The organism is Pseudomonas sp. LM13, from assembly GCF_041381355.1.
GTDB lineage: Bacteria > Pseudomonadota > Gammaproteobacteria > Pseudomonadales > Pseudomonadaceae > Stutzerimonas > Stutzerimonas frequens.
Genome location: NZ_JACBXH010000004.1, coordinates 155,797 through 180,407 on the forward strand (window position 1 = coordinate 155,797; position 24,611 = coordinate 180,407).

The window sequence follows — 24,611 nt, forward strand, 5'->3', positions numbered from 1 at the left end:
AGCGCTCAGGGAACCAATACCTAAGGACTCAGGTTGATGACGAATTTCACCTCACGCTTCTTCTTTTTTCCGCTGCTGATCCTGGCGATCGTGCTGCATTTTTCCGTGTTCGGTGACAGCCCGCACAACCCCTACGGCATCAAGGGGCTGAACGAGGCGTATCTCGCGGTCTGCATCATCTTCACCATTTTGCTGTTGCTGGCCTCGGCGGAAGACGCCCCGCGTGAGTTTCGCATCCTGATGTACTACTGCCTGTACAGCACAGTGGTCTTCCTGCTGATGCCGGCGGTCTTCGCCTACTACACCTATGGCCAACCGATCGTCTTCGGGCTCATCGAAGAGCGACGGGTACTGTTCTGCCTGGGCTTCGCGCCCCTGTTGTTCCTCGGCAAACGTGTCAGCACCCTGCAGTTCGAGCGCGCCCTGCTCTATGCGGCACTGGCCGCTGCGTTCTTCTCCTGGTGCTTCAAGTTCGGCGTGATTCCCGACATGCGCCCGGAAGTTCGTTCGGATGACCGCCCTGACCGCTCGTCGATCGGCCCTTACCTGCTCTGCCTGGGCTACTTCTACTGCATCCAGATCTGGTCGAAGGGCGCCTCGCCCATTAACGGCGCTGCTCGCAGCAAGACCTTTTACCTGGTGATCGCCGCACTGTTGCTGCTGACCCTGGTGTTCGCCACCCAGACCCGCCAGCTGATCGTGCTGTGCCTGGCCTTCACCCTGTTCTGCCTGCGCGCCAAGGCAGTCATCTGGGCCGCCTCGCTGGCGATTCTGCTATCGCCGTTCTATTTCTATCCGAGCCTGCTGGAGATTCTCGGCCTCAACGTCGAGTTCTATGACAGCTCCCTGGAAAGCGTGGAAGACGGCGCTCGCTCCCATACCATCGCCGCGATCTTCGCTCACCTCGACCAGGTCAACTGGCTGCCCAGCGGTTCGCTGTCGCTGATGTGGCAGGACGGCTTCATTCCCTATTTCGGAGAGCATTTCTTCCTCTCGGACGTCGGCATTATCGGCACGCTGTTCCGCTTCGGCTTCCTCACCTTCCTGATCGTACCGATGACGCTGTTCGTCTATCACCGCATTGCCAAGAACATCGCCAGCGACATGACCTTCATCTACGCGACCATGCTGGCGTTCTTCGTCATCTGGCCGCTCAACGGCTTCTTCGAATACGGCCAACCGGTTTTCGCATTGCTGTTCGTCATTCATGCCCTAAGGGCCCGTCATCTTCGCAGCCAGGAACGTATCCATGAACGTCGCGCTTATCCTCAACTACAAGGCAGCTACTGAAACCATCAGTTGCGTTGAGAGCCTGCTCGCTCATTGCCCGGCTCTCGACCATGTGGTGGTCATCGACAACGACTCCCAGGACGGCTCCGTGGTGGCGTTCCACCAGTGGCTGGAGGCACAGCCACGACACAACGTGACCGTACTGGCCAACCCGGAAAACAACGGCTACGCCGGTGGCAACAACTACGGGCTGCGCTGGGCGCTGGATAACCTGCCAGTGACCAATTTCTGGATCGTCAACAACGACACCTATGTCGACAGCGACGCGCTCTCTCCGCTGCTGGCGGCCTTGGCGGAGAACGATCGCCAGTTCGTCGGCTCGGTCATCCTCAGCGCCGATACCGGGCGCCTGGAGTGCTACGGCGGCGGCAAGCTCTACCCGCTGCTGGGCAAGGCCAAGCTACTGGGCAAGGACCAGTCGCTCGAAGCCATGGCAAACAACAGCGAGCAGCCCGACTACCTGATGGGCTGCAGCCTGGCGTTCTCGGCCAAGCTGATCGACCGCATCGGCATGATGGACGAGGCGTACTTCATGTACTCCGAGGAAGTCGACTGGCAGTTCCAGGCGAAGAAGAAAGGCGTGTCGATCCGCGTCGTGCCCGAGAGTCGCCTGTTCCATTACGGCTCGCTCAGCTCGGGCGGCCGTTCGGCCTTCTACCACTACTACCGCAACCGCGCGGCGACCCGTTTCAACAAGCGCTTTTACGGCCAGGGTTTCGCACTGGCGTCGGCCTGTTTCCTGTCGGCGATCACCGTCATCAAGGAGTACAACCACCCCAGCCTCGCCTGGTCCGGCATCAAGGGCGCATTCAAGGGAGTAACGATGAGTGTCTAACCAGACTAACCACGCGTTCGGTGTGAACTTCTATACCGGCAGCAAGGCAGCCCTGCTGGACTGCATTCGCGAAGGGGTCAGGCAGCCCTACTCATTCGTGGTGACACCCAACGTCGATCACCTGGCACAGCTGCAGGACAACCCTGCCCTGCGCGAGGCTTACGCCAAGGCTCGCCTGCGCCTTTGCGACAGCCGAATCCTGCAGCCGCTGCTGCAGCGGCTCGGCGTGCAGATCGAGGAAGTCATTCCTGGCAGCGACCTGACCATGGACCTGCTCGACTGGGCCAATCGCGAGCATCTGCGCATCGTACTGATCGGCGCCACCGAACAGGAATGCAGCAAGTTGCGCGCGCTCTATCCCGGTATCACGGTGTACCACCATAACCCGCCCATGGGTTTCATCAACAAACCGGAAGAAGTGCAGCGAGCCCTGCAGTTCGTTCGCGAACATCCTTCCGAACTGGTGTTCTATGCGGTCGGCGCACCGCGTCAGGAAATACTCGCCAGTTCCATCGAAGGTCACGAACGAACCGGCATGGGCTTCTGTATCGGCGCATCCATCTCGTTCGCCACCGGCAGTATTAAGCGTGCGCCTGTATGGATGCAGAACTGCAAACTCGAGTGGCTGCACAGGATGCTTTCCGAGCCCAAGCGATTGGTAAAACGTTATGCCCATGATGCGCTGTTCATAGTTCCGGCATTCATGCGGGAGAAGAGCTACCGGATGGACAAGGCCAAACCGGCCAAGCAGGACAGTTGAGTCATTCATCGAAAAAATGGCTGCAATTGCACTGAAACACGATGAACCCCGCTTGACCGGGACGGTCTATCCCTACTGTGAAAAGTGCGACGCGATGGCAATTCAACATCGAACTAACCACGCGCGTCGCGCGTCCCAGGCAGAAGGCAGCGGTGCTTACTCTCAACGAATAAAGGATTAAACCCTGTCTAATTAAACCGCAGTTTTACTGCCAGGAGGAAAGGCAATAACGCTTCCGCGTAGCTGAAATAAAAAAGCTGCAGGAGATGAACATTCAGGAAGGAGAGAAACTTTGGCTACCGATCCGATTTGGTCGCTGAGGAGTGTGGAGTAATGACTCCGATCCTCTTGGAAAGGCGAAACAACAACTCGAATGCCTCAGGCAGAACAGTGAATCCAGCCGTCTCACTCTTTGAACAACAACCACTCCGTCAAGGATGAACAACCCATGAAACCATTTATTGCTCTTGCTTTTACTTCCGCACTGGCGCTGCAGGGTTGCGCCTTCGCCCCTGGCCAGTATCTCGATCCCGATGAGTTCAAGGACGGCGCCGAAGCCGAGCACGGCACGGTCCAGCTGATCCGCATCACGCCGGAGATGCTCAAGGGCGACCTGGCCTCCGACATGGGTACCTCCAGCAAGCAGGAACTGCTCAACTACAAGCCCAGCGCCTATCGTATCGGCGCCAATGACCTGCTCTACATCACCGTATGGGACCACCCGGAACTGACTGCACCCTCCGGCCCGCAGCAGCAGCTGGACGCCAACGGTCGTCTGGTGCGCCCTGACGGCACCCTCTTCTATCCGTACATCGGTAACGTCGAGGCCGCTGGCAAGACCATCGAAGAACTGCGCGCCACCATCGCCCGTCGCCTGACCAACTACATCGACAGCCCACAGGTCGACGTCTCGATCCTGCGCTTCGGCAGCCAGCGCGTGGTGGTCTCCGGTGCGTTCGATACCGCCGGTGAAGTACCGATCACCACCGCGCCGATGACCATCACCCAGGCCATCGGCCAGGCCGGCGTGGACACCGAAACGGCCGACCTGACTGGCCTGACCCTCAAGCGTGATGGCCGCGAGTACATGCTCGACGTCGACTCGCTGAACCGTCCGGACTCCTGGCTGCATCAGGTTTACCTGAAGGACGGCGACCAGCTGCACCTGCCGTACAACGACCAGCGCAAGATCTACGTGTTGGGCGAGGTAAACCTGCCGCAGGCTCTGTCTTTCAAGGCCACCACCATGAACCTGATGGATGCAGTGGGTACCGCTGGCGGCATTCGTCAGGAGACTGCCGATGGTGAGGCACTGTACGTGATTCGTGGCGCGGAAGACATGATGACCGAGCCGGCCAAGGTCTTTCAGCTGAACGCCAAGTCGCCGACCGCCTTTGCCTTGGCCAAGCACTTCCCGCTGCAGCCGCAGGACGTCGTGTTCGTCGGGCCGGCCAACATCACCCGCTGGAACCGCTTCATCAGCCAGCTGCTGCCGTCGGCCAACGTCATCGGCATCGGTGCCGCAGCGGGCTACTACCTGAACCGTTAAGCAGCATCGCTTGATCGCCTGACGATCAGGCAATAAAGAAGCCGCAGAGTCATCGCCGATGCTCTGCGGCTTTTTCGTATGTCAGCGGTAGCCATTGCAACAAGCTGCCTGCAAGGCGATGCATCCAATGGCAACCGGATGCAAAGCCGCCATCGGCGGGGGCACTCGCCCCACCGCCCCCGCCAGTCCGCAGCGGCTGAGCAAGCACACGGGACTCACCCCGAACGAAAAACGGGCCTGCTACAACTCGGTAGCAGGCCCGTTTCGCTAAACGGTTTCGATGGCGTTAACGCACCGCCTCGAACAACCCGGCAGCGCCCATGCCGCCGCCGACGCACATGGTCACCACGCCGTAGCGCAGATTGCGTCGCTGCAGTTCGCGCACGATGTGTCCCGCCGTACGCGAGCCGGTCATGCCGAACGGATGGCCGATGGAGATCGAGCCGCCGTTGACGTTGTACTTCTCGTTATCGATGCCCAGCGCGTCGCGGCAGTACAGGCACTGCGAGGCAAAGGCCTCGTTGAGCTCCCACAGGTCGATATCGGCGATCTGCAGCCCCTTGGCCTTGAGCAGACGCGGCACGGCGTACACAGGGCCGATGCCCATCTCTTCCGGTTCGCAACCGGCCACGGTGAAGCCACGGAAGAACGCACGCGGCTTGAGGCCAAGCTCGATGGCCTTGTCCAGGCTCATCACCAGCGTCATCGAGGCGCCGTCCGACAGTTGCGACGCGTTACCGGCGGTGACCGAACCATCCTCGGCGAAGGCCGGCTTGAGCCCGGCCAGGCTTTCCAGCGTGGTGTCCGGACGGTTGCAGTCGTCACGGTCGACCACGCCCTGGTGCAGCGTACGTTCGCCGGTGTTCTTGTCCTCGGTGAAGTACTGCACGTTCATCGGCACGATCTCGTCGCCGAACAGACCATCGACCTGAGCGCGCGCGGTGCGCTGCTGGCTCTGCAGGGCATAGAGATCCTGCTGCTCGCGGGTGACGTTGTAGCGCCGCGCCACCAGCTCGGCGGTCTGGCCCATGGTGTGGTAGATGCCTGGCACGCGCTCCTGGATGATCGGGTTGAACAGGTGATCAGTGTTGCGGCTCTTCAGCGTCAGGGTGATGGACTCGACCCCGCCGGCCACGATGATGTCGCTGCAGCCCGAAGCGATCTGGTTGGCCGCGACCGCGATGGCCTGCAGGCCCGACGAGCAGTAACGGTTCAGCGTCATCCCCGAGCAGGCGATGCCCAGGCGTGACAGCACGGCCACGTTGCGGCCGATGTTGTAGCCCTGCGCACCTTCATTAGAGCCGGCACCGACGATGCAATCCTCGACCAGCGCCGGATCGAGGTCGTTGCGCGACAGCAGCGCATCAATGCAATGCGCCGCCATGTCGTCGGGACGGGTCATGTTGAACTTGCCGCGGAAGGACTTGGCCAGGCCGGTCCGCACGCTATCGACGATCACTACTTCACGCATGGGATACCTCAGTTATCGAGGCGGTCGCGGGGATGTTATGACGGCGCCGGGCGCACGGATTGTTCCACGACCGCTGGGTGGACGGTGATCCGAGCATAGTTCCGGCGTCGCGAGCATGGCGACGACCATTCAGCAAGCATATGCACGGCCATCGCCTCGCTGGCCGGCACCCTTTGCGCAGGCTTGCCAGCAATCCCGTTGGTGAGCGCATAGCGCCTGACCAGCGGCCTCGCTGATTCGCGGGCAAGTCCGCTCCCACAGAGGCGTGGTGCGCCGGATCAGGGATCGTTCCTAACGCTTAACAGGGCAGCGGAATTACCCTTGCCCACAGAAACGACACGAACGAAAGGAACAGGCCAGGTGAGGGAGCGGACCGCGAACAACCCACCGGCAACTTCGCGATCAGGGTCGCGGTCAACGCCCCTTCTCGATCGCCGCCTCCAGCGCCTCGTTCAACGTCCGCAGCACCTTCACCCTGGCGAAGCGCTTGTCGTTCGCCTCCACCAGCGTCCAGGGCGCGATCTCGGTACTGGTGCGGTCGACCATGTCCGCCACAGCGTGGCCGTACTCATCCCAGCGCTCGCGGTTGCGCCAGTCTTCATCAGTGATCTTGAAGCGCTTGAAGGCGGTCTCTTCTCGCTCCTTGAAGCGCTTGAGCTGGGTCTTCTTGTCGATGCTCAGCCAGAACTTCACCAGCACCACATCCCCATCCACCAGCTGCTCCTCGAAATCATTGATCTCCGAATAGGCTCGCAACCACTCATCCGGCGTGCAGAAACCTTCGACCCGCTCGACCAGCACACGCCCGTACCAGGAGCGGTCGAAAATGGTGAACTTGCCGCGCTCCGGCACGTTGCGCCAGAAGCGCCAGAGCCAGGGCTGCGCCAGCTCCTCGTCGGTGGGCGCGGCGATCTGCACGGTGCGGTAAAGCCGTGGGTCGAGCGCCCCGGTGACGCGCCGGATGGCACTGCCCTTGCCCGCCGCATCGTGTCCTTCGAACAGCGCGAGCACCCCGCGTTTGCGCAAGCGGCGGTCGCGCAGCAGTTGCGACAGGCGCGCCTGCTCCGTCACCAGCTGCTGCTGGTAATCGTCCTTGCTCAGCTTCTGTGACAGGTCGAGGCTGTCGAGCAGGCTCAGATGATCCAGATCGACCTGAAGCGGCGCCGAATGCGGCTGGGACATCGGTGCGGTGGGTTGCTCCGCGACCTCCAGCGCCGCTTGGAGCCCCTCAAGGATCACCCGCCCAACAGTCAGGCTGCGGTAACGCTCATCGGCCCCCTCGACCACGTACCAGGGGGCGAAATCCCGGCTGCTCAAACGCAGGATCTTCTCCCCGTGGCGCACGAACTTGTCGTAGGTCTTGGACTGCTGCCAGTCCAGCGGGCTGATGCGCCAGCTGTGCAAGGGGTCGTTCTTCAGCGAATCGAGTCTGGCGTTCATCCGGTCCTTGGACAGGTGCAGCCAGAACTTGAAGATCAGCGTGCCTTCGTCGCACAGCATCCGCTCCAGACGTTGCGCCCGTGCGACGGCGAGTTTCAGCTCGGCGCTGTCGATACGGCCATGCACCCGGTCCTCGAGCATCTTGCTGTACCAGTTGCCGAAGAAAATCCCGGTATGCCCCTTCGGCGGCAGCCGCCTCCAGAAACGCCAGGCCAGCGGACGGGCCAGTTCTTCGTCGCTCGGCACATCGAAGCTGTCGACCCGAATCAGCCGCGGGTCCATCCATTCGTTCAGCAGCTTGATGGTCTCGCCCTTGCCCGCCCCCTCGATGCCGTTGATCAGGATGAGCACCGGAAAACGCGCCTGCGCCTTGAGCCGATACTGCGCCTGCAGCAACGCCTCACGCAGCTCTGGCACCGCGGCGTCGTAGGTTTCCTTGTCGATGGCGTGACCGATTTCGGCTGATTCGAACATTACTGGCTCCGTCCCGGGTGATGCACTCAACCCTAGCAGGCAGGCCCCAAAGATAGCGAGCCAGACGCAGAGCTAGATCGATCTCCATTGATCCAGGTCGACGCTCGTAGCCTCACGCCCACGAGCATTTTCACAAGGGATTACGGCACAATGGCGACCATGAACGACCTCCCCCCGATCCCGCGCTGCTGCACGCCACCACTCGACCACTGGCCGCTGCCCCGGCCGCTGCCCGGCGTACAGCTGCTGAGTACGCGTTTCGACCCGACGTTGCTCGAACGCGACGATTTCCTGCGCTGGAATATTCCAGAACCCAAAGGCGTGAGCAAACGGCAGACCGAGTTTCTCGCCGGCCGTCTGTGCGCCCGCGAAGCACTGCATCGCCTGACTGGCTCGGCGTACGTGCCCACGGTCGGAGAGGACCGGGCGCCGCAATGGCCGGCCGGTACGGTCGGCTCCATCACCCACGGTGCAGGCTGGGCCGGCGTAGTGGTGGCGCGCCAGGAACAATGGTGCGGCCTGGGCCTGGACGTCGAGCGCCTGCTCACATGCGAACGGGCCGACCGCCTGGCCGGTGAAATTCTCACCAGCGGCGAGCTGGAGCTCTACGCGTGCCTGAACGACAAAGAGCGCGCACGACTGGTCACCCGCACCTTCTCGCTCAAGGAGAGCCTGTTTAAAGCGCTGTACCCGCTAGTCAAACAACGCTTCTACTTTCAGGATGCCGAAGTGCTGGACGTTAACGCAGACGGTATCGCTCGCCTGCGCCTGTTAATTGATCTATCGGAAGGCTGGCGCAACGGCGCAGAACTCGACGGCCAGTTCGCGATCTTCGATGACTACCTGCTCAGCCTGATCGCCATCCCGGCAGAGCGCCCGGCCGGCTGATTGTCCTTGCCACACATGCCTGGCGAGCGCCGGCCGGCTCTGGTAGGGGCTCGTGCCAGAGCCTTGCGACCGAACCCTCGGCGCCACAGCGGGTCAACCAGACAGCCCAATTCACCGGCGCGCACGCCTATAATCGCGCCCTCAGAAATCGACACAGGTGCACCATGGCCAATCCATACCACGATCACAACTTGGCTCTGCTGGCCCATCTGCGCGGCATCCTGCTTGCCATGGGCGAAGCCGAACAGGTCTCGGAGGAAAGCCACGCGCTGTTCCTCGAGCGCTTCGACGAGCTGATCATGAACCTGCAGAACGTACCGGAAGAGCGCCACATGGGTCAGGACCTGATCTGCCAGGTCTTCCACCGCTACCCACAGATCGCCCACCTGGTTCCGCGCGACCTGCTCTGGTTCTTCGGCGGCGACTGCCTGCACTTCATGCCCGACGAGGAAATCGCCGTCTTCCAGCAACTCGAAGAACGCCGCTATGAAGCCGAGCAGAACGACGAGCTTTTCGACTGGAATCTGGAAAAGCAGCTGCTGAGCATGCCGGACGAGGGCGCACGGCACTGATAGTGACCGTACTCTATCAATGGAGGGTTTCTAGTGAATCCAAGCTTGGCGGGTGACGGTCACTCGATCCCTACCAGGTGCAAGCCAATTTCACAGTAAGTGAGCCGGCAGTGATGTCATACTTATAGATCCTCCCAAACAGCATAATTGCCCCGGGTACGTGATACTGCTGTGTGGGGCTAGTCCTCATTCACCCGATCCCGCAGCTCCTTCCCTGGCTTGAAATGCGGAACGAATTTGCCGTCGAGGCTGACGGACTGGCCGGTTTTGGGATTGCGGCCGATGCGCGGGGCGCGGTAGTGCAGGGAGAAACTGCCGAAGCCGCGGATCTCGATCCTCTCGCCGGTGGCCAGGGCCTGAGCCATCTGCTCGAGCATGGTCTTGATGGCCAGCTCGACATCCTTGGATGAAAGCAGCCCCTGCTGGGTGACGATTCGCTCGATCAACTCCGACTTGGTCATGGTTTTCCCTTCGTTTTCAAGCGGCTAGATCATTCGGGTTGCGTTCGTTTGTAGCATGTTGTTCAGAGTTTGAACAGCCCGAACGGGATTGACGACGAATGAGTGCTTGGTTTAGGAGACCGTGGCACAGATCGGAAATTTGGCTCGCCGCCCGCTCATGGGCGGCGCCGGTCGAAGGCAGGATTGCTGCCAGATCTTTTTTAAGGGAATAAAAAAGGCGGGCTCTAGAGCCCGCCTTTCGTTTTGCCTACTGCAAATCAGTCTTCGCGATAACGGCGTAGCTTGAGCTGCTTGCCACCCACACGGGTGTCCTTGAGCTTGCCGAGCAGGCGATCGAGGCCATCTTCCGGCAGCTCGACCAGGCTGAAGCTGTCGCGCACCTGGATACGGCCGATGGCTTCGCGGGCCAGGCCGCCCTCGTTGAGGATAGCGCCGAGCAGGTTGCGGGCGGCGATGCCGTCACGCGCGCCCAGCGGGGTGCGGCAACGGGCGCGGCCTTCTGCCAGGGGCATCGGCGCACGACGCTCGCGATCACCGCTGCGCTCAGGACGATCGGAGCGTTCGCGCGGACCGCTGCTCGGGACCAGCGGTTGCTCTTTCTCCACTTCGGCCAGGGTCAGCGCCTGGCCATTGGTGGCCTTGCGCAGCAGCGCAGCGGCCAGTGCACGCGGACTGCAGCCGATGTCGGCAACCAGTTTGTCGAGCAGCTCGCCATGGGTGGCTTCGGCATCGGCGACCAGCGGCGCGAGGCTGCTGGTCAGCTTCTTGATACGGGCATCCAGCACTTGCTGGGCATTGGGCAGACGGGCTTCGGCGACCTTCTGGTTGGTCACACGCTCGATGACCTGCAGCATGCGACGCTCACGCGGAGTGACCAGCAGCAGCGCGCGACCTTCGCGACCGGCACGGCCGGTACGGCCGATGCGGTGCACATAGGATTCCGGATCGTACGGCATGTCCACGTTGAACACGTGGGTGATGCGCGGCACGTCGATACCACGGGCGGCGACGTCGGTGGCGACGACGATGTCCAGACGGCCATCCTTGAGCGATTCGATGACGCGTTCACGCTGGTTCTGCGCGATGTCGCCGTTCAGCGCAGCGGCCTTGTAGCCCTTGGCTTCCAGCGCGGCGGCCAGGTCAAGGGTGGCCTGCTTGGTGCGCACGAAGGCGATCAGCGCGTCGAAATCCTCGACTTCCAGCAGGCGCAGCACGGCCTGGATCTTCTGGTCGGCGTGGACCATCAGGTGCGCCTGTTCGATGCGCGCGACGGTCTGGGTCTTGGCAGCGATCTTGATGTGCTGCGGCTCGCGCAGGTGCTTCTCTGCAATGGCACGGATGGAGTGCGGCAGCGTGGCGGAGAACAGCACGCTCTGGCGGCTTTCCGGCATGGCTTCGAAGATCACTTCCAGATCGTCCATGAAGCCGAGCTTGAGCATCTCGTCGGCTTCGTCGAGGACCAGGAAGCGGATGGTCGACAGCAGCTCGCTGTTACGGCTCAGGTGGTCGACCAGGCGGCCCGGAGTGGCGACGATGACCTGCGCGCCCTGGCGGATGGCCTTGAGCTGCGGGCCCATCGGGGCACCACCGTAGATGGCGACGACGCTGACGCCCGGCATCTGCTTGGAATAGGTTTCGAACGCGGTGGCGACCTGCAGCGCCAGTTCGCGTGTCGGCGCGAGGATCAGCGCCTGCGGCTCGCGCTTGGCCGGATCGATCTTGGACAGGATCGGCAGCGCGAAGGCGGCGGTCTTGCCGGTACCGGTCTGGGCCTGGCCGATCATGTCGTGGCCACCGAGGATCACCGGGATCGCCTGGGCCTGGATGGGGGATGGTTCTTCGTAGCCGACTGCGCTGATGGCAGCCAGAACAGCGGAGTGAATACCGAGTGCGGCAAAGCCGCCGATTTCCTGGGTCATGGGTCTTGTCTCTGATGCTCCGCAAGACCCATTGTTCCGAAGCTGCGCATGCCGTGCAAAACCCGAAGGTCACCCTGGCAGCCTGGTCGGCGGGGTTGCGAAAACGTATGGATGATGAATCGTCAAGATAGTCCGCTCGAAGCGGACAGCAGCCGAAGCGGCGCTTCGTGTGTTGCAGTACCTGAACGCAGGCTGGGTTTCAGCCGGCGCGTACTATACCGGATTAACGTGAAGCTGTGCGGATATTTTACGGTGCAGCGGATAGCGCGATGCCTCGGGACTACCCGCGCCTGCGCCTCCCACCGGAGCTGGTGGGAGGCACTGCTTGGGGTCAGGCCGCTTCGCTGTTGGCGGCACTGACACGGAAACGACCGACCAACTGATGCAGTTTGCCGGCGGTGTGGCGCACGCGTTCGGCGCTGTCCTGCAGCACGCCCAACGTCTGCCTCATTTCGCTGGAGGCCTGGTCGACGCCACGAATGGTCTGGCCATAATGCAGGCTGCGCTCGTTCAGCCCCTTGATGATCTCGAACATGCGTTCCACGGTTTCGTGCAGATGGACGTTTTCCGATGTCGCCTCCTCCGTCAGTCGCAGGCTGCTGTCGACATCCTGCACGCCGCCCTGCATGAACGACACCGCCTGGCGCGTCTCGCCCTGCAGGCTCTCGACCTTCTCGCGGATGTCCTCCGCGGCCTTGGCCGTACGCAGCGCGAGCGAGCGCACCTCCCCCGCCACCACGGCAAAGCCGCGCCCGTGATCGCCGGCGCGAGCGGCTTCGATCGCGGCATTGAGCGCGAGCAGGTTGGTCTGGTTGGTGATATCGCTGATCAGGCGGACGATCTCGTCGATCTCGCCCATGCGGCTGTCGAGCAGCTGCACGCTCTGCGCCGAGCGCTGCACCACGTCGCGGATGGACTCGGTGCCCTCACGTACGGTCGCGAAGCGCACGCGGGCACGACTCATTACCTCGTCCATTGCCGCCTTCATCTCCTCGGCGGTCATCGAGGCCTGCTGGATCTCGCCCAGCTGCTCTTCCACCAGTAACAGCAGCTGGTGTATGGATTCGGCGACGTCGCTGGTGGTCTGCCCGGCTTCGCTGCTGCGAGCAAGCATCAGCTCATTGTCCTGGCGCACATGCTTGGATACCTGGATCACCTGGCCGACCACGCCATCCAGGCTGTCGATGAAGCTGTTGATCCAGCGCGCCATGTCGCCGCTCTCGTCGCGCTGCATGGTACTACTGTCGAGCCGCTGACGAAGGTTTCCCTCACCCTCGGCGAGGGTGCGGATCACCTCGGTCATCTCCTGCATGCGCGCTGCCAGCCGACGCGGACCGAAGGTGGCGAATGCCCAGGCACCGAGCACGAGCAACACGCCGTTGAGCAGGTAGAGCGCCGCCTCGGACAGCCCACTGAAGGCCTGCAACAGGCTGCCGGCAGCGAACAAGGTGGTCACGGTGAGCAGATAGGTCTTCATCAGCCCGACGCTCAGCGAGCGCCGGCGATAGACCTCCTCCAGGTCAGCCTCGCACATCATGCCCCAGCGATCCGGCGAACCGCGCAGCTGGAAGGTCACGCCTTTGCCGATCACCGGGATGTGGCGGTAATCGGAATAGCCGGGATAGCTGACGAACAGGTTGGAGCCCCTGGCGATGGTTTCCCGCACGCCGGGGTGAAGCTGGCCGGTGGCCGGATCGGTAAAGCGCAGCTCCAACTCGGTATGCCGCTGCACACGTACCGTACCCCAGCGGGTGTGCACCCCGCTCTTGAGGTTTTCGCCGTGGCTGAAGGTGCCGTCCTCGAAGCGTGAGCGCGACAAGGCGGTCCCGGGCTGAATGCGACTGTCGAAGCGCGAATCGACCATGAACAGGTAGTTGTCGCCGGATTCCGGATAGACGTGCCCGGCTTCGCGTTGGATCAGATCCCCCAGCACATCGTTCGGCACACGCGCGCAAAGGCAGCCGAGGCGTTTACCTCCCACCTGCACTGGTTGGTAGAACATCAGCGTCACCGCGTCATGAAAACGCGAGGTGGTCGGGCCCAGGCGCTCGGTCAGCGGATCACGGTAAGGCCCATGCAGGAACGGCTCGCTCAGCCCCTGCGCCACGGCACGGGCATCGAGATCCTGCTGACCGACATGCGCGGCACAGGTCGAGGTCAGCACCCGCCCCTGTGGGTCGATGACGAACAGCTCGGACAGATCCGGCAACTGAGCGCGCTTCTTCTCCAGAGTCTGGACATCGGCATGCGCCAGATCCTCGCCCAGGCTCGCGGCCAGGTCAGCCAGATGCTCCCAGTGGGTGTTCACCCAATTCTGCAGAATGCGCACCCGCGATTGCGCTACGCCCTCGAACACCTGCTCTATGGCCGCGTAGACGCCGCGGTTCAACCAGCAGGACCAGCGCATCGACAGCTTGCCAGTGCGCCCCAACCAGGGCAGCCAGTGACGTTCGCTAGGGGAAAGTTGCATCTGCAGGCTTTGAAGCTGGGGCACCGGGTGTTCCTTATTGCCGAGAAGACATACTGGCAAACTGCAATTAGCAGACCAGCATGCAGCTGCGCGACGGTACCGTCGCGCAGACTTGGGCTTTAGCCCACCACTGATGCTCGGCTATTCCAGTGGGCTGAAGCCCACCCTGCGGGCTGCTTGCGCACCAGAAACGCTCATGCTCGCCTTGGAAGCCGATGCAAGTAACGCCTGAAATAGCGCAGCGCTCTGCGCAGGGGTGTGGCGAAACTACGCGGGACTGATCTCCCGGGGCGAGCGCGCTGCAAGCGCACCAATTCGGGTCCCGCAAACCATCACGGTGCATCGCCGCGCACCGCTTTGTCGCACTGCTTAGCTGGCTGGGCGCAGTGCCTCGATCAGCGAATCCAACGAATAGCCAAGACGCGGCGCGAGTGCCTCGGCGCGTTGGCGCAGATCGGCAACGTCCAGCATTTGCTCGAGGTCGGCCGGCACCAGCACGACCACATTGCCCTCTTTCACCGGACACTCCCAGTAATGCCGGTGGTACAACCCACGAAGCAGCGCTGCACCGAGCGGACGATCATCATCGGTGCCCCACTGGTTGATCACCAGCCAGCCTCCCGGATTGAGCTTTTCCTGACAGAGTTTGAGGAACGTCCAGGCCAGGTGCGCGGCATCCGGGCCGGCATCGTTGTAGAGGTCGACAAAGATCAGATCGGCCGTTTCGGCGGTTTCCAACAGCTCGGTTGCATCTCCGATGCGAATATACAAGCGCGGGTCGTCCTGCAGTCCGAGGTAACGCATGGCCAGTTCGGGCACCGCCGGGCGCAGCTCGATGACTTCGACATCCTCCAGCGGCAGGAACTTGAGGCAGGCCTGGGTGAGATTGCCCGCACCCAGCCCAAGAAACAGCGCGGTCTCCGGCTGCGGATGACAGAGCGCCCCGAGCAGCATGGCGCGGGTGTAGTCGTACTCCAGCCAGGCGGGATCGGCAGTGAACACACAGCTCTGCTCGACTGCGGCGCCAAATTCAAGAAAGCGGTAATCACCCACCTCGAGCACCCGAATGAGGCCGAACGCGTCGCGCACCTCTGCGAGCAAACGCTCCTCTTTTTCCATCGCTGCACTCCGCAAGGTCCGGCCCGCCGGTTGGCAATCGGCGCATATTACGCAGCCCGATAGGCCATCGCTATCTCCGGCGGCGAAGCGCTTCGGGTAACATCGGCGGACTTTCTGCGATAACTGGAACGATCATGAGCCAAGCCTGGAGCCCTTCGAGCTGGAGAGACAAGCCGATACAGCAACAGCCGGTGTATCCGGACGCCGAGCACCTCAAGCAGGTGGAAACGACGCTCGCCGGGTTGCCGCCGCTGGTCTTCGCCGGCGAAGCACGCGAGTTGCGTCGGCAGTTCGCGGAGGTGACCCAGGGCCGGGCGTTCCTGCTGCAAGGTGGCGATTGTGCCGAAAGCTTCGCCGAATTCTCGGCGACCAAGATTCGCGACACCTTCAAGGTGCTGCTGCAGATGGCCATCGTCATGACCTTTGCCGCCGGTTGCCCGGTGGTGAAGGTCGGACGCATGGCCGGTCAGTTCGCCAAGCCGCGCTCGGCAGGCGACGAAACCATCGACGGCGTGACGCTGCCGGCCTACCGCGGCGACATCGTCAATGGCATCGACTTCAACGCCAAGAGCCGCGTCCCCGATCCGGAGCGCCTGCTGCAGGCCTACCATCAGTCCACCGCCAGCCTGAACCTGCTACGCGCCTTCGCCCAGGGCGGTTTCGCCGACCTGCATCAGGTGCATCAGTGGAACCTGGATTTCATCGCCAACTCGCTGCTGGCCGAGAAATACCACCAGCTCGGCGCGCGCATCGATGAAACACTGAAATTCATGCGGGCCTGCGGCCTGGACGGCGCGCCGCAGTTGCGCGAGACCAGCTTCTTCACCGCCCATGAGGCGCTGTTGCTCAACTACGAGCAGGCCTTCGTGCGCCAGGACAGCCTCAGCGGCGGCTGGTACGACTGTTCCGCACATATGCTGTGGATCGGCGACCGTACCCGTCAGCTGGACGGCGCGCACGTGGAGTTTCTGCGCGGCGTCGGCAACCCCATCGGGGTGAAGGTCGGTCCCAGCATGGACACGGATGAGCTGATCCGGCTGATCGACATCCTCAATCCGCAGAACGACCCCGGCCGCCTGAACCTGATCGTGCGCATGGGCGCCGACAAGGTCGAAGCCGACCTGCCACGTCTGGTGCGCACGGTGCAAAACGAGGGTCGCCAGGTGCTGTGGAGCTCCGACCCGATGCACGGCAATACCATGAAGGCATCCAGCGGCTACAAGACGCGCGACTTCGAGCGCGTACTCGCGGAGGTCCGCCAGTTCTTCGACGTGCACCGCGCCGAAGGCAGCTACCCGGGTGGCATCCATATCGAGATGACCGGGCAAAACGTCACCGAATGCATCGGCGGCTCGCGCCCGATCACCGAGGCCGGCCTCTGCGATCGCTACCACACCCATTGCGACCCGCGCCTGAATGCCGACCAGTCATTGGAAATGGCTTTCATGATCGCCGAGACGCTGAAGCAACTGCGCCCCAGCTGAGGTCCAATCTAGCTGCGATACGGCGGCCCGCCGTCGCCGTAGTCGAACAGGTTGGCAAAACATGACGAGCTATCGACCGTCGCAGGGTGGCCGTTGGTCTCGAACGGCCCAGACTGGCTCGGCATCCGGATACGCATGCCCCATGCAGTTCATAGCACGCTAATAATTAGCAACACCGTTTATTCGGCAGCTAACTATTGGCTGCTAGAATCCGCGACGTTTTGACCCAGGCCGGCGCCCTGGCAGCCGGGTCAGCTGATTGAAGGAAAACTGCATGACCGATTCATCCCAGAACAAGGGGGCCGTTATCGCGGCCTCCATCGGCCTGTTCCTCGGGCCTCTGCTCTTGCTGCTGTGCATTCTCACCGAGCCACCGGCCGGCCTTTCGGAAACCGCCTGGCTCACCGTCGGCATGGCGGCGCTGATGGCGGTGTGGTGGTCCACTGAAGCCATCCCGATTCCCGCCACCTCGCTGCTGCCGATCCTGCTGATTCCGGTGCTGGACATCGACACACTGGCCAAGGCCACTGCGCCTTACGCCAACCCCACCATCTTCCTGTTCCTCGGTGGCTTCCTGCTGGGTCTGGCGATGCAGCGCTGGAACCTGCACAAGCGCATCGCGCTGGCCACTCTGCTGGCGGTCGGCAACGCGCCGAGTCGGCAGATCGCCGGCTTCATGATCGCCACAGCGTTCATCAGCATGTGGGTCAGCAACACGGCCACCAGCATCATGATGCTGCCGATCGGCCTGTCGGTGATCGGTTTGCTGGTTGCCGGCAGCGACAAGCGCGATGGCGAGCGCTTCGCCGTGGCCTTGCTACTCGGCATCGCCTATGCCGCCAGTGTCGGCGGCATCGCCACGCTGATCGGCACGCCGCCCAATGCCTTGCTCGCCGCCTTCCTGCGCGAGAACTATGACGTGCACATCGGCTTCGGCCAGTGGATGCTACTGGGACTGCCGGTGAGCCTCGGCATGCTGCTGTTCATCTGGTGGTGGCTGACCCGCGGCGGCTTCAAGCTGTCCGGTGGCGACAGCCGCGCGATGCTGGAACAGGAAATGGCCGCACTGGGGCCGATGAGCAAGGCCGAGAAGCTGGTCGCCGTAGTGTTCACCCTGGCCGCGCTGGCCTGGATCTTCCAGCCACTGCTGGCCGAGTACGTCGATGGCGTGAACGACACCAGCATCGCCATGGCCGCCGCGCTGTCGCTGTTCCTGATTCCCGTGAATCTGCACCAGCGGGTATTCCTGATGGACTGGGAGCAGGCCAACAAGGCGCCCTGGGGTGTACTGCTGCTGTTCGGTGGTGGCCTGTCGCTGGCCGGCGTGATCGGTGCGTCCGGGCTGGCGCAATGGATTGCGCAGAGCCTCGGCGGCTTCGGCACCCTGCCGCTGATTCTGATGATCGGCCTGGTGGCGCTGGTCATCACCTTTCTGACCGAGATCACTTCCAACACCGCCACGGCCGCTGCCTTCCTGCCGCTGCTGGGCGCCCTGGCGGTGGCTCAGGGGCTGCCGCCAGAGATGCTGGCAATTCCGGCCGCGATAGCCGCCAGTTGCGCCTTCATGATGCCGGTAGCCACGCCACCCAATGCCATCGTGTTCGGTACGGGGCAGATGCACATCCAGTCGATGATCAAGGCCGGCTTTGCCATCAACCTGTTCGGCGTGATGCTGGTCACCCTGCTCTGCTACGGCCTGGTCGGCTGGATCTGGGCAAGCTGACACACGCACAGAAACGAAAAAGCCCAGCATCGAGCTGGGCTTTTTTCTGTCCGCCGCAGGCCGAGGATCAGGCCTTGACGCGCGACTTGTACTCGCCGGTGCGGGTGTCGATCTCGATCGAGTCACCGATTTCGCAGAAGGCGGAAACCTGCAGCTCGGCACCGTTCTTCAGGCGGGCGGTCTTCATGACCTTGCCGGAGGTGTCGCCACGTACGGACGGCTCGGTGTAGGCGATTTCACGAACGATGGTGGTCGGCAGTTCGACGGAGATCACCTTGTCGTTGTAGAAAACGGCTTCGCAGACGTCGGTCATGCCGTCTTCGATGAAGGTCATCACGCCTTCCAGGTCGTCTTTTTCGATTTCGTACTGGTTGAACTCGTTGTCCATGAAGACGTACAGCGGGTCGGCGAAGTAGGAGTAGGTCACTTCCTTGCGCTCGAGGATGACCGGCTCCAGCTTGTCGTCAGCCTTGTACACGGTCTCGGTAGCCGAACCGTTGAGCAGGTTCTTCAGCTTCATCTTGACCACGGCACTGTTACGACCGGACTTGTTGAACTCGGCTTTCTGGATGACCCAGGGTGCGCCGTTGATGATGGCCACCTGGCCGGCACGGAACTCTTGTGCGGTTTTCATAGAAATATCCGAAGGAATTAGAGACAAAAAACAGGCCGCGTATCATAGGGTCTGTTCCCATATCGTCGCAAGCCGCGTGACGGCGCGCGGCGCTGCGTCAACCGTGAACAGCCTCCAGCCAGTCGGTGAAGAAGAACATCAGCTTGCCGGCCAGATCGCCGTTGGCGACCTGTGCATGTGTCCAGGCCTCGGCATGCTCGAGCAGCGCCGGGTACTCCCGCAGCAGATCAGCCCAGGTTTGCGCTGCGCCCTCACCGGCGTTCCAGGCGTGCCAGAACGCGCGCAACGCCTTGCCAGCCGCCGGCGCAAGGCCGTTCGCATAGAGGCTGAGAAACGCGTTGAGCTTGTCCCAGTGCGCGTCGTCTTCCTGCGGGTAGATGTGCCACACCAGCGGGCGCCCGGCCCACTGCGCACGAATGAAGGACTCCTCGCCACGCACGGCATTGAAATCACAGCTCCATAACAGCAGGTCGTACTCGTCCTGCGTCATGAACGGCACGATGCAGATCTGCAGGCTGCCGCGCTGATGACGCTCCCCCGCTTTCAGCCCGGGCACGCCGAGCCAGGCCGCGACATCACCCAGCACCCGCCCTTCCGGCACCAGCAGCTGATTGGTCCGCACGTCAGCCGCCAGCGCGTCCAGCCAGCCCGCAACTGCTGGGTTTTCGTAGGCGAACAACGACAGCAAACGCGCATCCGCTTGCCGCACCACGCCAAGCGTGGCGAGAAAGCCGGCCTGCTGCTGCCGATCCCGCTGGAAGCTGGCCCGACGCTGCATCAGATCGGCTTCGCGAATCAGGCCGCCAGTGGCAGCCTCGAACCCTGGAAAGAAGAAGTACTTTTGCACACCGTTGGGCTGCAGCGACGGCAGCGCATGACAGCCGACGATCCAGTCCTCGGCGCTCAGGTATTCAAGATTCAGCCAGAGAATCCGCCGCCCGCTGCCGGCCATGGCATTTATATATTGCTGCGGCAGGTTGCAGGCGAACGCCTCGATGACCACATCGGCCGGCTCGACTCCCGGCCACTGGCTGGACCAGCGCCTGACATCCACGCCCTCATGGAGCTGCTGGTCGGCATCGGCACTGGCAGCTGGACAGAGCCGCGCAAAGGTTTCCAGATCGTCGACCCACAGCCTGACGCGCTGGCCATGCTCGGCCGCCAGCTGTCGCGCCAGGCGCCAGGTAACGCCAATGTCGCCGAAGTTGTCCACGACCGCACAGAAGATGTCCCAACTCGCCTTGACCGACAAACCCATGCTCCTCGAACCGATACGGCGTTTTCGTGCCACTGAAATAGCCGCGCAGGATACATGAGCCGCAGCCACGGCCAAACGGACTCGCCGACTACGAGGCAGCCGAGTGAACGTAGAGTAGACATGCGAAAGAGCCCCGACGCATGAGCGCTCGGAACTGAAAATCTGGAGGGAAAAAGAGAGCGTTATGGAGGTGAACCCTACCAGCCACACCCCGGCACACAATGTCACCGCTGCGGCTGCTCCCTTCCGGGCCTGACCGGGTTCACGGCTGATCGTTGCGAGGGGACCGGCAGGGCCCACCATAACGAAACCCGCCTGGCGGCGAGCGGCGCCATTGTACCGGCTTATCAGCAACTTACAACCAAAGACTGCGGCAAGCGCTTTTGCTATGGCCGGGACAGCCCGGTACCGCCGGTCAGCAAGCCACGAAAGCGCATGCTCGCTTGCCGCATTGCGTCGAAACCCTCTAGCCAAAGGACGATCTCTGTCCGAGGATGGGGAGGCTCAAGCGGTATCGAACGCTTGTCATGAAAACATGCTACGCAGCACTTCCACTGCGTGGCCGATGGCACCAGCACACGAGGTAATCATGAGCAAGGCTCCAATCGCCATCATCGGAACCGGAATAGCGGGACTGTCGGCCGCTCGCGCGCTTCACGAAGCCGGGCAAGCCGTACACCTGTTCGACAAGAGCCGCGGCAGCGGCGGCCGCATGGCGAGCAAACGCAGCGATGCCGGCACGCTAGACCTCGGCGCGCAATACTTCACGGCGCGTGATCGCCGCTTCAGCGAGATCGTGCGCCAGTGGCAGGAAAGCGGCTGGGTAGAGCAATGGGCCCCTACCCTGTTCCAGTCCCGCGAAGGCCAGTTGAAGCCTTCGGCCGACGAGCAGCTGCGCTGGGTCGGCACACCGACCATGAGCGCGATTACCCGAGGCTTGCTGGGTGAACTGCCGGTGACCTTCAGCTGCCGCATCACCGAAGTATTCCGCGGCGAACGCTTCTGGACGCTGGTCGACGCTACGGGCGCCAGCCATGGCCCGTTCAGTCATGTGATCATCGCCGCCCCTGCTCCGCAGGCCGCCGCATTGCTGTCCGGTGCGCCAAAACTGGCTGCCGTGGCCGCGAGTGTAGCGATGGAGCCGACCTGGGCGGTGGCCCTGGGTTTCGCCAATCCGCTGGATACCGCGCTGGAAGGCTGTTTCGTCCAGGACGATGCGCTGGATTGGGTGGCACGCAACCGCAGCAAGCCAGGCCGGGACGGCGCGCTCGATACCTGGGTGCTGCATGCCACCAGCAACTGGAGCCGCCAGCATCTGGACCTGCCCAAGGAGGCGGTCATCGAATGCCTGCACGGCGCCTTCGCCGAGCTGATCGACTGCGTGGTCCCGGCGCCGGAATTGACCGTGGCGCATCGCTGGCTCTACGCCCGCCCGGCACAGGCACACGAATGGGCCGCACTGGCCGATGCCGGGCTGGGCCTATACGCCTGTGGCGACTGGTGCCTCTCCGGTCGCGTGGAAGGCGCCTGGCTCAGCGGTCAGGAAGCCGCGCGCAGGCTACTGGAAAACCTCTGATCCTCCTTGCCCGCATGAGTGGCTGACCGGGCTCTGATCCAGGTCAGCCGAGCGCGCGGGCCAGCTGCTATCATCGCGCGCTTTCTGAACGCCCCTTCAGCGGAGTCCCGATGAATCCCTCCACTCTGATCGGCATCGTCGCGAGCATCGGCCTGCTGGCCGTGGTTGTGCTGTTCGCCGCGAAAGAACCTGCGCTGTTCATCGATTTTCCCAGTCTCGGCATCGTTCTGGTCGGCACGCTGGCCGCCACCTTCATCAGCTATCCGCTGCGCGAGGTGACACGGGTGTTCGGGCTGCTGTGGACGGTCATGCGCAACGAGCGGCTGTACACCCGCCAGGACCTCGAGGAACTGGTGCAGATCTCGCGGCTGTGGATCAGCGGCGACCTGCCGGCGGTGGAAAAGGCCGTAGAACAGGTCAGCAACCCGTTCCTGCGCACCGGCGTGCAGCTGGTGATCGACAACACCCCCGAGGAAGACATCCTGGAGGTGCTGCAATGGCGCATCGCCCGCCTGCGCGCACGCGAGAACGCGGAAGCACAGCTGTTTCGTGCCATGTCCAGCTACGCCCCGGCATTCGGCATGATCGGCACCTTGGTCGGGTTGATCAACCTGATGTTCATGCTCGGCAGCGGTGACATGGAACAGATCGGCCGCAGTCTCGCCGTGGCACTGATGACCACCTTTTATGGCGTGCTGCTGGCCAACCTGGTGCTCAAGCCGGTCGCGGTCAAGCTCGAGCGGCGCACCGAGCAGCGGGTCGCCCTGATGAATCTGGTCATGCAGGGCATCTCGATGATGTGCAACCGCCGCAGCCCGGCGTACATGCGCGAGACGCTGAAGTCGTTCATCGCCCATCATGACGATGAAATCCGCGACGGTACGCCTACGGCGCCGCACGTCAGACCGCAGGAAGAATGACGGTGAACGGGCAAGCATCCCAGGGCAGCCGCTTCTCCCGCTGGCATATCGAGCCGCAGCGGGAAGAAGAGCAGGAAGCCTGGCTGATCACCTACCTGGACATGCTGACGCTGTTGCTGGTCATGCTGGTAATCATGCTGAGCATGGCCGGCAAGGCTGACGGCGAAGGCGACAGCCAGGCCGCCATCGCCACACCCACCGCAATGGCAACACCCGAGCCGCTGGCCATCGAGGCGCAGCCGACCAGCGCACCGATTCCGGCCATTGCTCCGCTGCCGGAGCCGGCGATCGACGCTCCCGTATCCGATGCGCAAACCAGTGATACTGCAGAAGCGCTGGCGCTTGGCGAGGACATCGAAGTGATCGTCAACGACGGCAGCATCAGCTTCCGCATCAGCAGCGAAATTCTGTTCGGCTCAGGCCAGGCGGAGCTCGAAAATACCGGACTGGACGTCATCGATCGGCTGATTCCGACGCTGGCCGCGAGCCCGCACCGGATCATCGTCGAGGGCCACACCGACAATCTGCCGATCCAGACCGAGCGTTTCCCCTCAAACTGGGAGCTTTCCGCCAGCCGTGCCAGCAGCGTGGTGCGCTATCTACAGCTGGCGGGCATCGAGGCGACCCGCCTGAGCGCAACCGGCTATGCCGACACCCGGCCGATTGCCGACAACGGTAGCGAGCATGGCCGCGCCAGCAACCGGCGTGTCGAGCTGGTGATGCAGACCGAGCCGGATAATCCCTGACGCGTCAGCCCAGGGCGGTGTCGAGGAACATCATCACCGCGAACCCGACCATCAGCCCCAGCGTGGCGGGCGTCTGGTGGCCGTTGCGGTGGGTCTCGGGAATCACCTCATGGGACACCACGAAAATCATCGCCCCTGCGGCAAGGCCGAGGCTGATCGGATAGGCGATGGCAAAGCCACTGGACATGCCGATGCCCACCAGCGCACCGATCGGCTCCATCAAGCCCGATGCCGCGGCCACCAGCACCGAGCCCAGTGCCGACAGGCCGGTGGTGCGCAGCGCCAGCGCCACCGCCAGGCCTTCGGGAATGTCCTGAATGGATATCGCCGTGGTCAGCGGCAGACCGACGCTCATGTCGCCATTGGCGAAACTCACGCCGATGGCCATGCCTTCGGGGATGTTGTGCAGGGCAATGGCGAGTACGAACAGCCAGACTCGATTCAGACGCTCGCACTCCGGGCCGCAAGGCCCGGTGCTCTCGTGCTCGTGCGGGGTGAAGTAATCCAGCCCGAGCATCAGCAACACGCCGAGCCCAAGGCCCACCACCACGGTCAGCGCAGCCGCCGGCCCGCTGCCGAACAGCTCACGACCGGCCTCCAGTCCCGGAAGGATCAACGAGAACGCACTGGCAGCAAGCATCATCCCCGCTGCGAAGCCGAGCATGCTGTCCTGCGTTCGGGTCGAGATGTCGCGCAGACCGATCGCCAGAAACGCACCGACCGCCGTTGCGACGAAGCCCGCGCTGCCGCCAAGCAGGGCGTAGCGCACATTGATCGCCTCGCCGCTCTGCAACGCATTGACGGCGCCGGCAACCAACAGGAACAGAACCGCGGCTGCGGTCGCGGCGAGGCCAAAGGTTATCCAGGGGTTGGCCTGGGCCTGTGCGAGCCAGGCGGCGCGCAGGGTGGCGGCGGGGCTTTGAACGGTAGTGGCCATATCGCGGATCCTGGGAGCGGGCCGCCATTGTACGCCGTCCATCGCCGCAGCGAGGCTATGGCCTCGATAGACGCGGCCATCGGCT

Annotated in this window: 20 protein-coding genes and 1 other RNA gene; 11 read left to right on the forward strand and 10 right to left on the reverse strand. The window is 62.9% G+C overall.

All coding sequences use genetic code 11. The annotated features are described in order from the left end of the window. Positions 1-36 precede the first annotated feature (36 nt). The 4 genes from HZR81_RS05575 (at position 37) to HZR81_RS05590 (ending at position 4,434) form a co-directional block, all read left to right on the forward strand. Positions 37-1,290 carry a hypothetical protein gene (locus HZR81_RS05575; protein WP_326428490.1) on the forward strand — a complete coding sequence of 418 codons (1,254 nt, stop codon included), beginning with the start codon at positions 37-39 and terminating at the stop codon, positions 1,288-1,290. Further along, positions 1,250-2,125, forward strand: coding sequence for a glycosyltransferase family 2 protein (locus HZR81_RS05580; protein ID WP_063540497.1), 876 nt, complete (start codon positions 1,250-1,252; stop codon positions 2,123-2,125). The genes HZR81_RS05575 and HZR81_RS05580 overlap by 41 nt, the downstream gene beginning before the upstream one ends. Beyond that, a complete protein-coding gene (locus HZR81_RS05585; protein ID WP_063540498.1) occupies positions 2,118-2,885 on the forward strand; it encodes a WecB/TagA/CpsF family glycosyltransferase in 768 nt (255 codons plus the stop codon). The genes HZR81_RS05580 and HZR81_RS05585 overlap by 8 nt, the downstream gene beginning before the upstream one ends. A gap of 448 nt (positions 2,886-3,333) precedes the next feature. After that, the gene (locus tag HZR81_RS05590; protein WP_500127535.1) at positions 3,334-4,434 is read left to right on the forward strand and encodes a polysaccharide biosynthesis/export family protein; all 1,101 of its coding nucleotides are present in this window, start codon (positions 3,334-3,336) and stop codon (positions 4,432-4,434) included. Between the two features lie 286 nt (positions 4,435-4,720). On the opposite strand, the gene HZR81_RS05595 is transcribed toward HZR81_RS05590, so the two are convergent. Both HZR81_RS05595 and pap read right to left on the reverse strand, forming a co-directional pair. Then, positions 4,721-5,905 carry a thiolase family protein gene (locus tag HZR81_RS05595; protein ID WP_500127536.1) on the reverse strand — a complete coding sequence of 395 codons (1,185 nt, stop codon included), beginning with the start codon at positions 5,903-5,905 and terminating at the stop codon, positions 4,721-4,723. Positions 5,906-6,319: 414 nt separating this feature from the next. Next, positions 6,320-7,819: a polyphosphate:AMP phosphotransferase gene (pap, locus tag HZR81_RS05600; RefSeq protein WP_125867867.1), complete on the reverse strand. Its 1,500-nt coding sequence runs from the start codon at positions 7,817-7,819 to the stop codon at positions 6,320-6,322. 159 nt (positions 7,820-7,978) lie between these two features. Here pap and HZR81_RS05605 point away from each other — a divergent pair, with 159 nt between their 5' ends. Further along, positions 7,979-8,707 (forward strand): 4'-phosphopantetheinyl transferase family protein, encoded by a 729-nt coding sequence (locus tag HZR81_RS05605; RefSeq protein WP_500127537.1) that lies wholly within the window; start codon positions 7,979-7,981, stop codon positions 8,705-8,707. Between the two features lie 164 nt (positions 8,708-8,871). Next, positions 8,872-9,279, forward strand: coding sequence for a PA2817 family protein (locus HZR81_RS05610; RefSeq protein WP_500127538.1), 408 nt, complete (start codon positions 8,872-8,874; stop codon positions 9,277-9,279). A 179-nt stretch (positions 9,280-9,458) separates the two neighbouring features. Here the strand turns inward: HZR81_RS05610 and ihfB are convergent, their stop codons facing one another. The 4 genes from ihfB to HZR81_RS05630 all read right to left on the reverse strand — a co-directional run bounded on the left by ihfB (position 9,459) and on the right by HZR81_RS05630 (position 15,248). Next, on the reverse strand, positions 9,459-9,740 hold the full coding sequence (ihfB, locus tag HZR81_RS05615; RefSeq protein ID WP_267930652.1) for an integration host factor subunit beta: 282 nt from the start codon (positions 9,738-9,740) through the stop codon (positions 9,459-9,461). 257 nt (positions 9,741-9,997) lie between these two features. Then, entirely contained in the window at positions 9,998-11,659 is a 1,662-nt protein-coding gene (locus HZR81_RS05620; protein WP_500127539.1) for a DEAD/DEAH box helicase, read from the reverse strand. 331 nt (positions 11,660-11,990) lie between these two features. After that, complete coding sequence (locus HZR81_RS05625; RefSeq protein ID WP_500127559.1) at positions 11,991-14,129, reverse strand: methyl-accepting chemotaxis protein; 2,139 nt, start codon at positions 14,127-14,129, stop codon at positions 11,991-11,993. A 369-nt stretch (positions 14,130-14,498) separates the two neighbouring features. Continuing rightward, positions 14,499-15,248, reverse strand: a complete 750-nt coding sequence (locus HZR81_RS05630; protein WP_500127540.1) for a spermidine synthase — start codon at positions 15,246-15,248, stop codon at positions 14,499-14,501. A gap of 134 nt (positions 15,249-15,382) precedes the next feature. Here HZR81_RS05630 and HZR81_RS05635 point away from each other — a divergent pair, with 134 nt between their 5' ends. Next, positions 15,383-16,732 carry a class II 3-deoxy-7-phosphoheptulonate synthase gene (locus HZR81_RS05635; protein ID WP_500127541.1) on the forward strand — a complete coding sequence of 450 codons (1,350 nt, stop codon included), beginning with the start codon at positions 15,383-15,385 and terminating at the stop codon, positions 16,730-16,732. 274 nt (positions 16,733-17,006) lie between these two features. Next, positions 17,007-18,455: an SLC13 family permease gene (locus tag HZR81_RS05640; protein WP_500127542.1), complete on the forward strand. Its 1,449-nt coding sequence runs from the start codon at positions 17,007-17,009 to the stop codon at positions 18,453-18,455. 67 nt (positions 18,456-18,522) lie between these two features. Here HZR81_RS05640 and efp read toward each other — a convergent pair whose 3' ends face one another. The 3 genes from efp to ffs form a co-directional block, all read right to left on the reverse strand. After that, on the reverse strand, positions 18,523-19,089 hold the full coding sequence (efp, locus tag HZR81_RS05645; protein WP_011913626.1) for an elongation factor P: 567 nt from the start codon (positions 19,087-19,089) through the stop codon (positions 18,523-18,525). Between the two features lie 97 nt (positions 19,090-19,186). Continuing rightward, positions 19,187-20,341: an elongation factor P maturation arginine rhamnosyltransferase EarP gene (earP, locus tag HZR81_RS05650; RefSeq protein WP_500127543.1), complete on the reverse strand. Its 1,155-nt coding sequence runs from the start codon at positions 20,339-20,341 to the stop codon at positions 19,187-19,189. 201 nt (positions 20,342-20,542) lie between these two features. Next, positions 20,543-20,639, reverse strand: an RNA gene (gene ffs, locus HZR81_RS05655) — signal recognition particle sRNA small type. Between the two features lie 297 nt (positions 20,640-20,936). Here ffs and HZR81_RS05660 point away from each other — a divergent pair. The 3 genes from HZR81_RS05660 (at position 20,937) to HZR81_RS05670 (ending at position 23,589) form a co-directional block, all read left to right on the forward strand. After that, complete coding sequence (locus HZR81_RS05660; RefSeq protein ID WP_063539794.1) at positions 20,937-21,923, forward strand: NAD(P)/FAD-dependent oxidoreductase; 987 nt, start codon at positions 20,937-20,939, stop codon at positions 21,921-21,923. A 110-nt stretch (positions 21,924-22,033) separates the two neighbouring features. Then, positions 22,034-22,843, forward strand: coding sequence for a motility protein A (locus HZR81_RS05665; RefSeq protein ID WP_063539795.1), 810 nt, complete (start codon positions 22,034-22,036; stop codon positions 22,841-22,843). A 2-nt stretch (positions 22,844-22,845) separates the two neighbouring features. Further along, complete coding sequence (locus tag HZR81_RS05670; protein WP_500127544.1) at positions 22,846-23,589, forward strand: OmpA/MotB family protein; 744 nt, start codon at positions 22,846-22,848, stop codon at positions 23,587-23,589. A 4-nt stretch (positions 23,590-23,593) separates the two neighbouring features. Here the strand turns inward: HZR81_RS05670 and HZR81_RS05675 are convergent, their stop codons facing one another. Further along, positions 23,594-24,526, reverse strand: coding sequence for a ZIP family metal transporter (locus tag HZR81_RS05675; RefSeq protein ID WP_500127545.1), 933 nt, complete (start codon positions 24,524-24,526; stop codon positions 23,594-23,596). Positions 24,527-24,611: the final 85 nt, after the last annotated feature.

Bases quoted from the DNA above. Each gene is read 5' to 3' on its own strand.
- HZR81_RS05575 (WP_326428490.1), top strand. From the start codon at position 37: ATGACGAATTTCACCTCACGCTTCTTCTTTTTTCCGCTGCTGATCCTG.
- HZR81_RS05580 (WP_063540497.1), top strand. From the start codon at position 1,250: ATGAACGTCGCGCTTATCCTCAACTACAAGGCAGCTACTGAAACCATC.
- HZR81_RS05590 (WP_500127535.1), top strand. From the start codon at position 3,334: ATGAAACCATTTATTGCTCTTGCTTTTACTTCCGCACTGGCGCTGCAG.
- HZR81_RS05595 (WP_500127536.1), bottom strand. From the start codon at position 5,905: ATGCGTGAAGTAGTGATCGTCGATAGCGTGCGGACCGGCCTGGCCAAG.
- pap (WP_125867867.1), bottom strand. From the start codon at position 7,819: ATGTTCGAATCAGCCGAAATCGGTCACGCCATCGACAAGGAAACCTAC.
- HZR81_RS05605 (WP_500127537.1), top strand. From the start codon at position 7,979: ATGAACGACCTCCCCCCGATCCCGCGCTGCTGCACGCCACCACTCGAC.
- HZR81_RS05610 (WP_500127538.1), top strand. From the start codon at position 8,872: ATGGCCAATCCATACCACGATCACAACTTGGCTCTGCTGGCCCATCTG.
- ihfB (WP_267930652.1), bottom strand. From the start codon at position 9,740: ATGACCAAGTCGGAGTTGATCGAGCGAATCGTCACCCAGCAGGGGCTG.
- HZR81_RS05620 (WP_500127539.1), bottom strand. From the start codon at position 11,659: ATGACCCAGGAAATCGGCGGCTTTGCCGCACTCGGTATTCACTCCGCT.
- HZR81_RS05625 (WP_500127559.1), bottom strand. From the start codon at position 14,129: ATGCAACTTTCCCCTAGCGAACGTCACTGGCTGCCCTGGTTGGGGCGC.
- HZR81_RS05630 (WP_500127540.1), bottom strand. From the start codon at position 15,248: ATGGAAAAAGAGGAGCGTTTGCTCGCAGAGGTGCGCGACGCGTTCGGC.
- HZR81_RS05635 (WP_500127541.1), top strand. From the start codon at position 15,383: ATGAGCCAAGCCTGGAGCCCTTCGAGCTGGAGAGACAAGCCGATACAG.
- HZR81_RS05640 (WP_500127542.1), top strand. From the start codon at position 17,007: ATGACCGATTCATCCCAGAACAAGGGGGCCGTTATCGCGGCCTCCATC.
- efp (WP_011913626.1), bottom strand. From the start codon at position 19,089: ATGAAAACCGCACAAGAGTTCCGTGCCGGCCAGGTGGCCATCATCAAC.
- HZR81_RS05660 (WP_063539794.1), top strand. From the start codon at position 20,937: ATGAGCAAGGCTCCAATCGCCATCATCGGAACCGGAATAGCGGGACTG.
- HZR81_RS05665 (WP_063539795.1), top strand. From the start codon at position 22,034: ATGAATCCCTCCACTCTGATCGGCATCGTCGCGAGCATCGGCCTGCTG.
- HZR81_RS05675 (WP_500127545.1), bottom strand. From the start codon at position 24,526: ATGGCCACTACCGTTCAAAGCCCCGCCGCCACCCTGCGCGCCGCCTGG.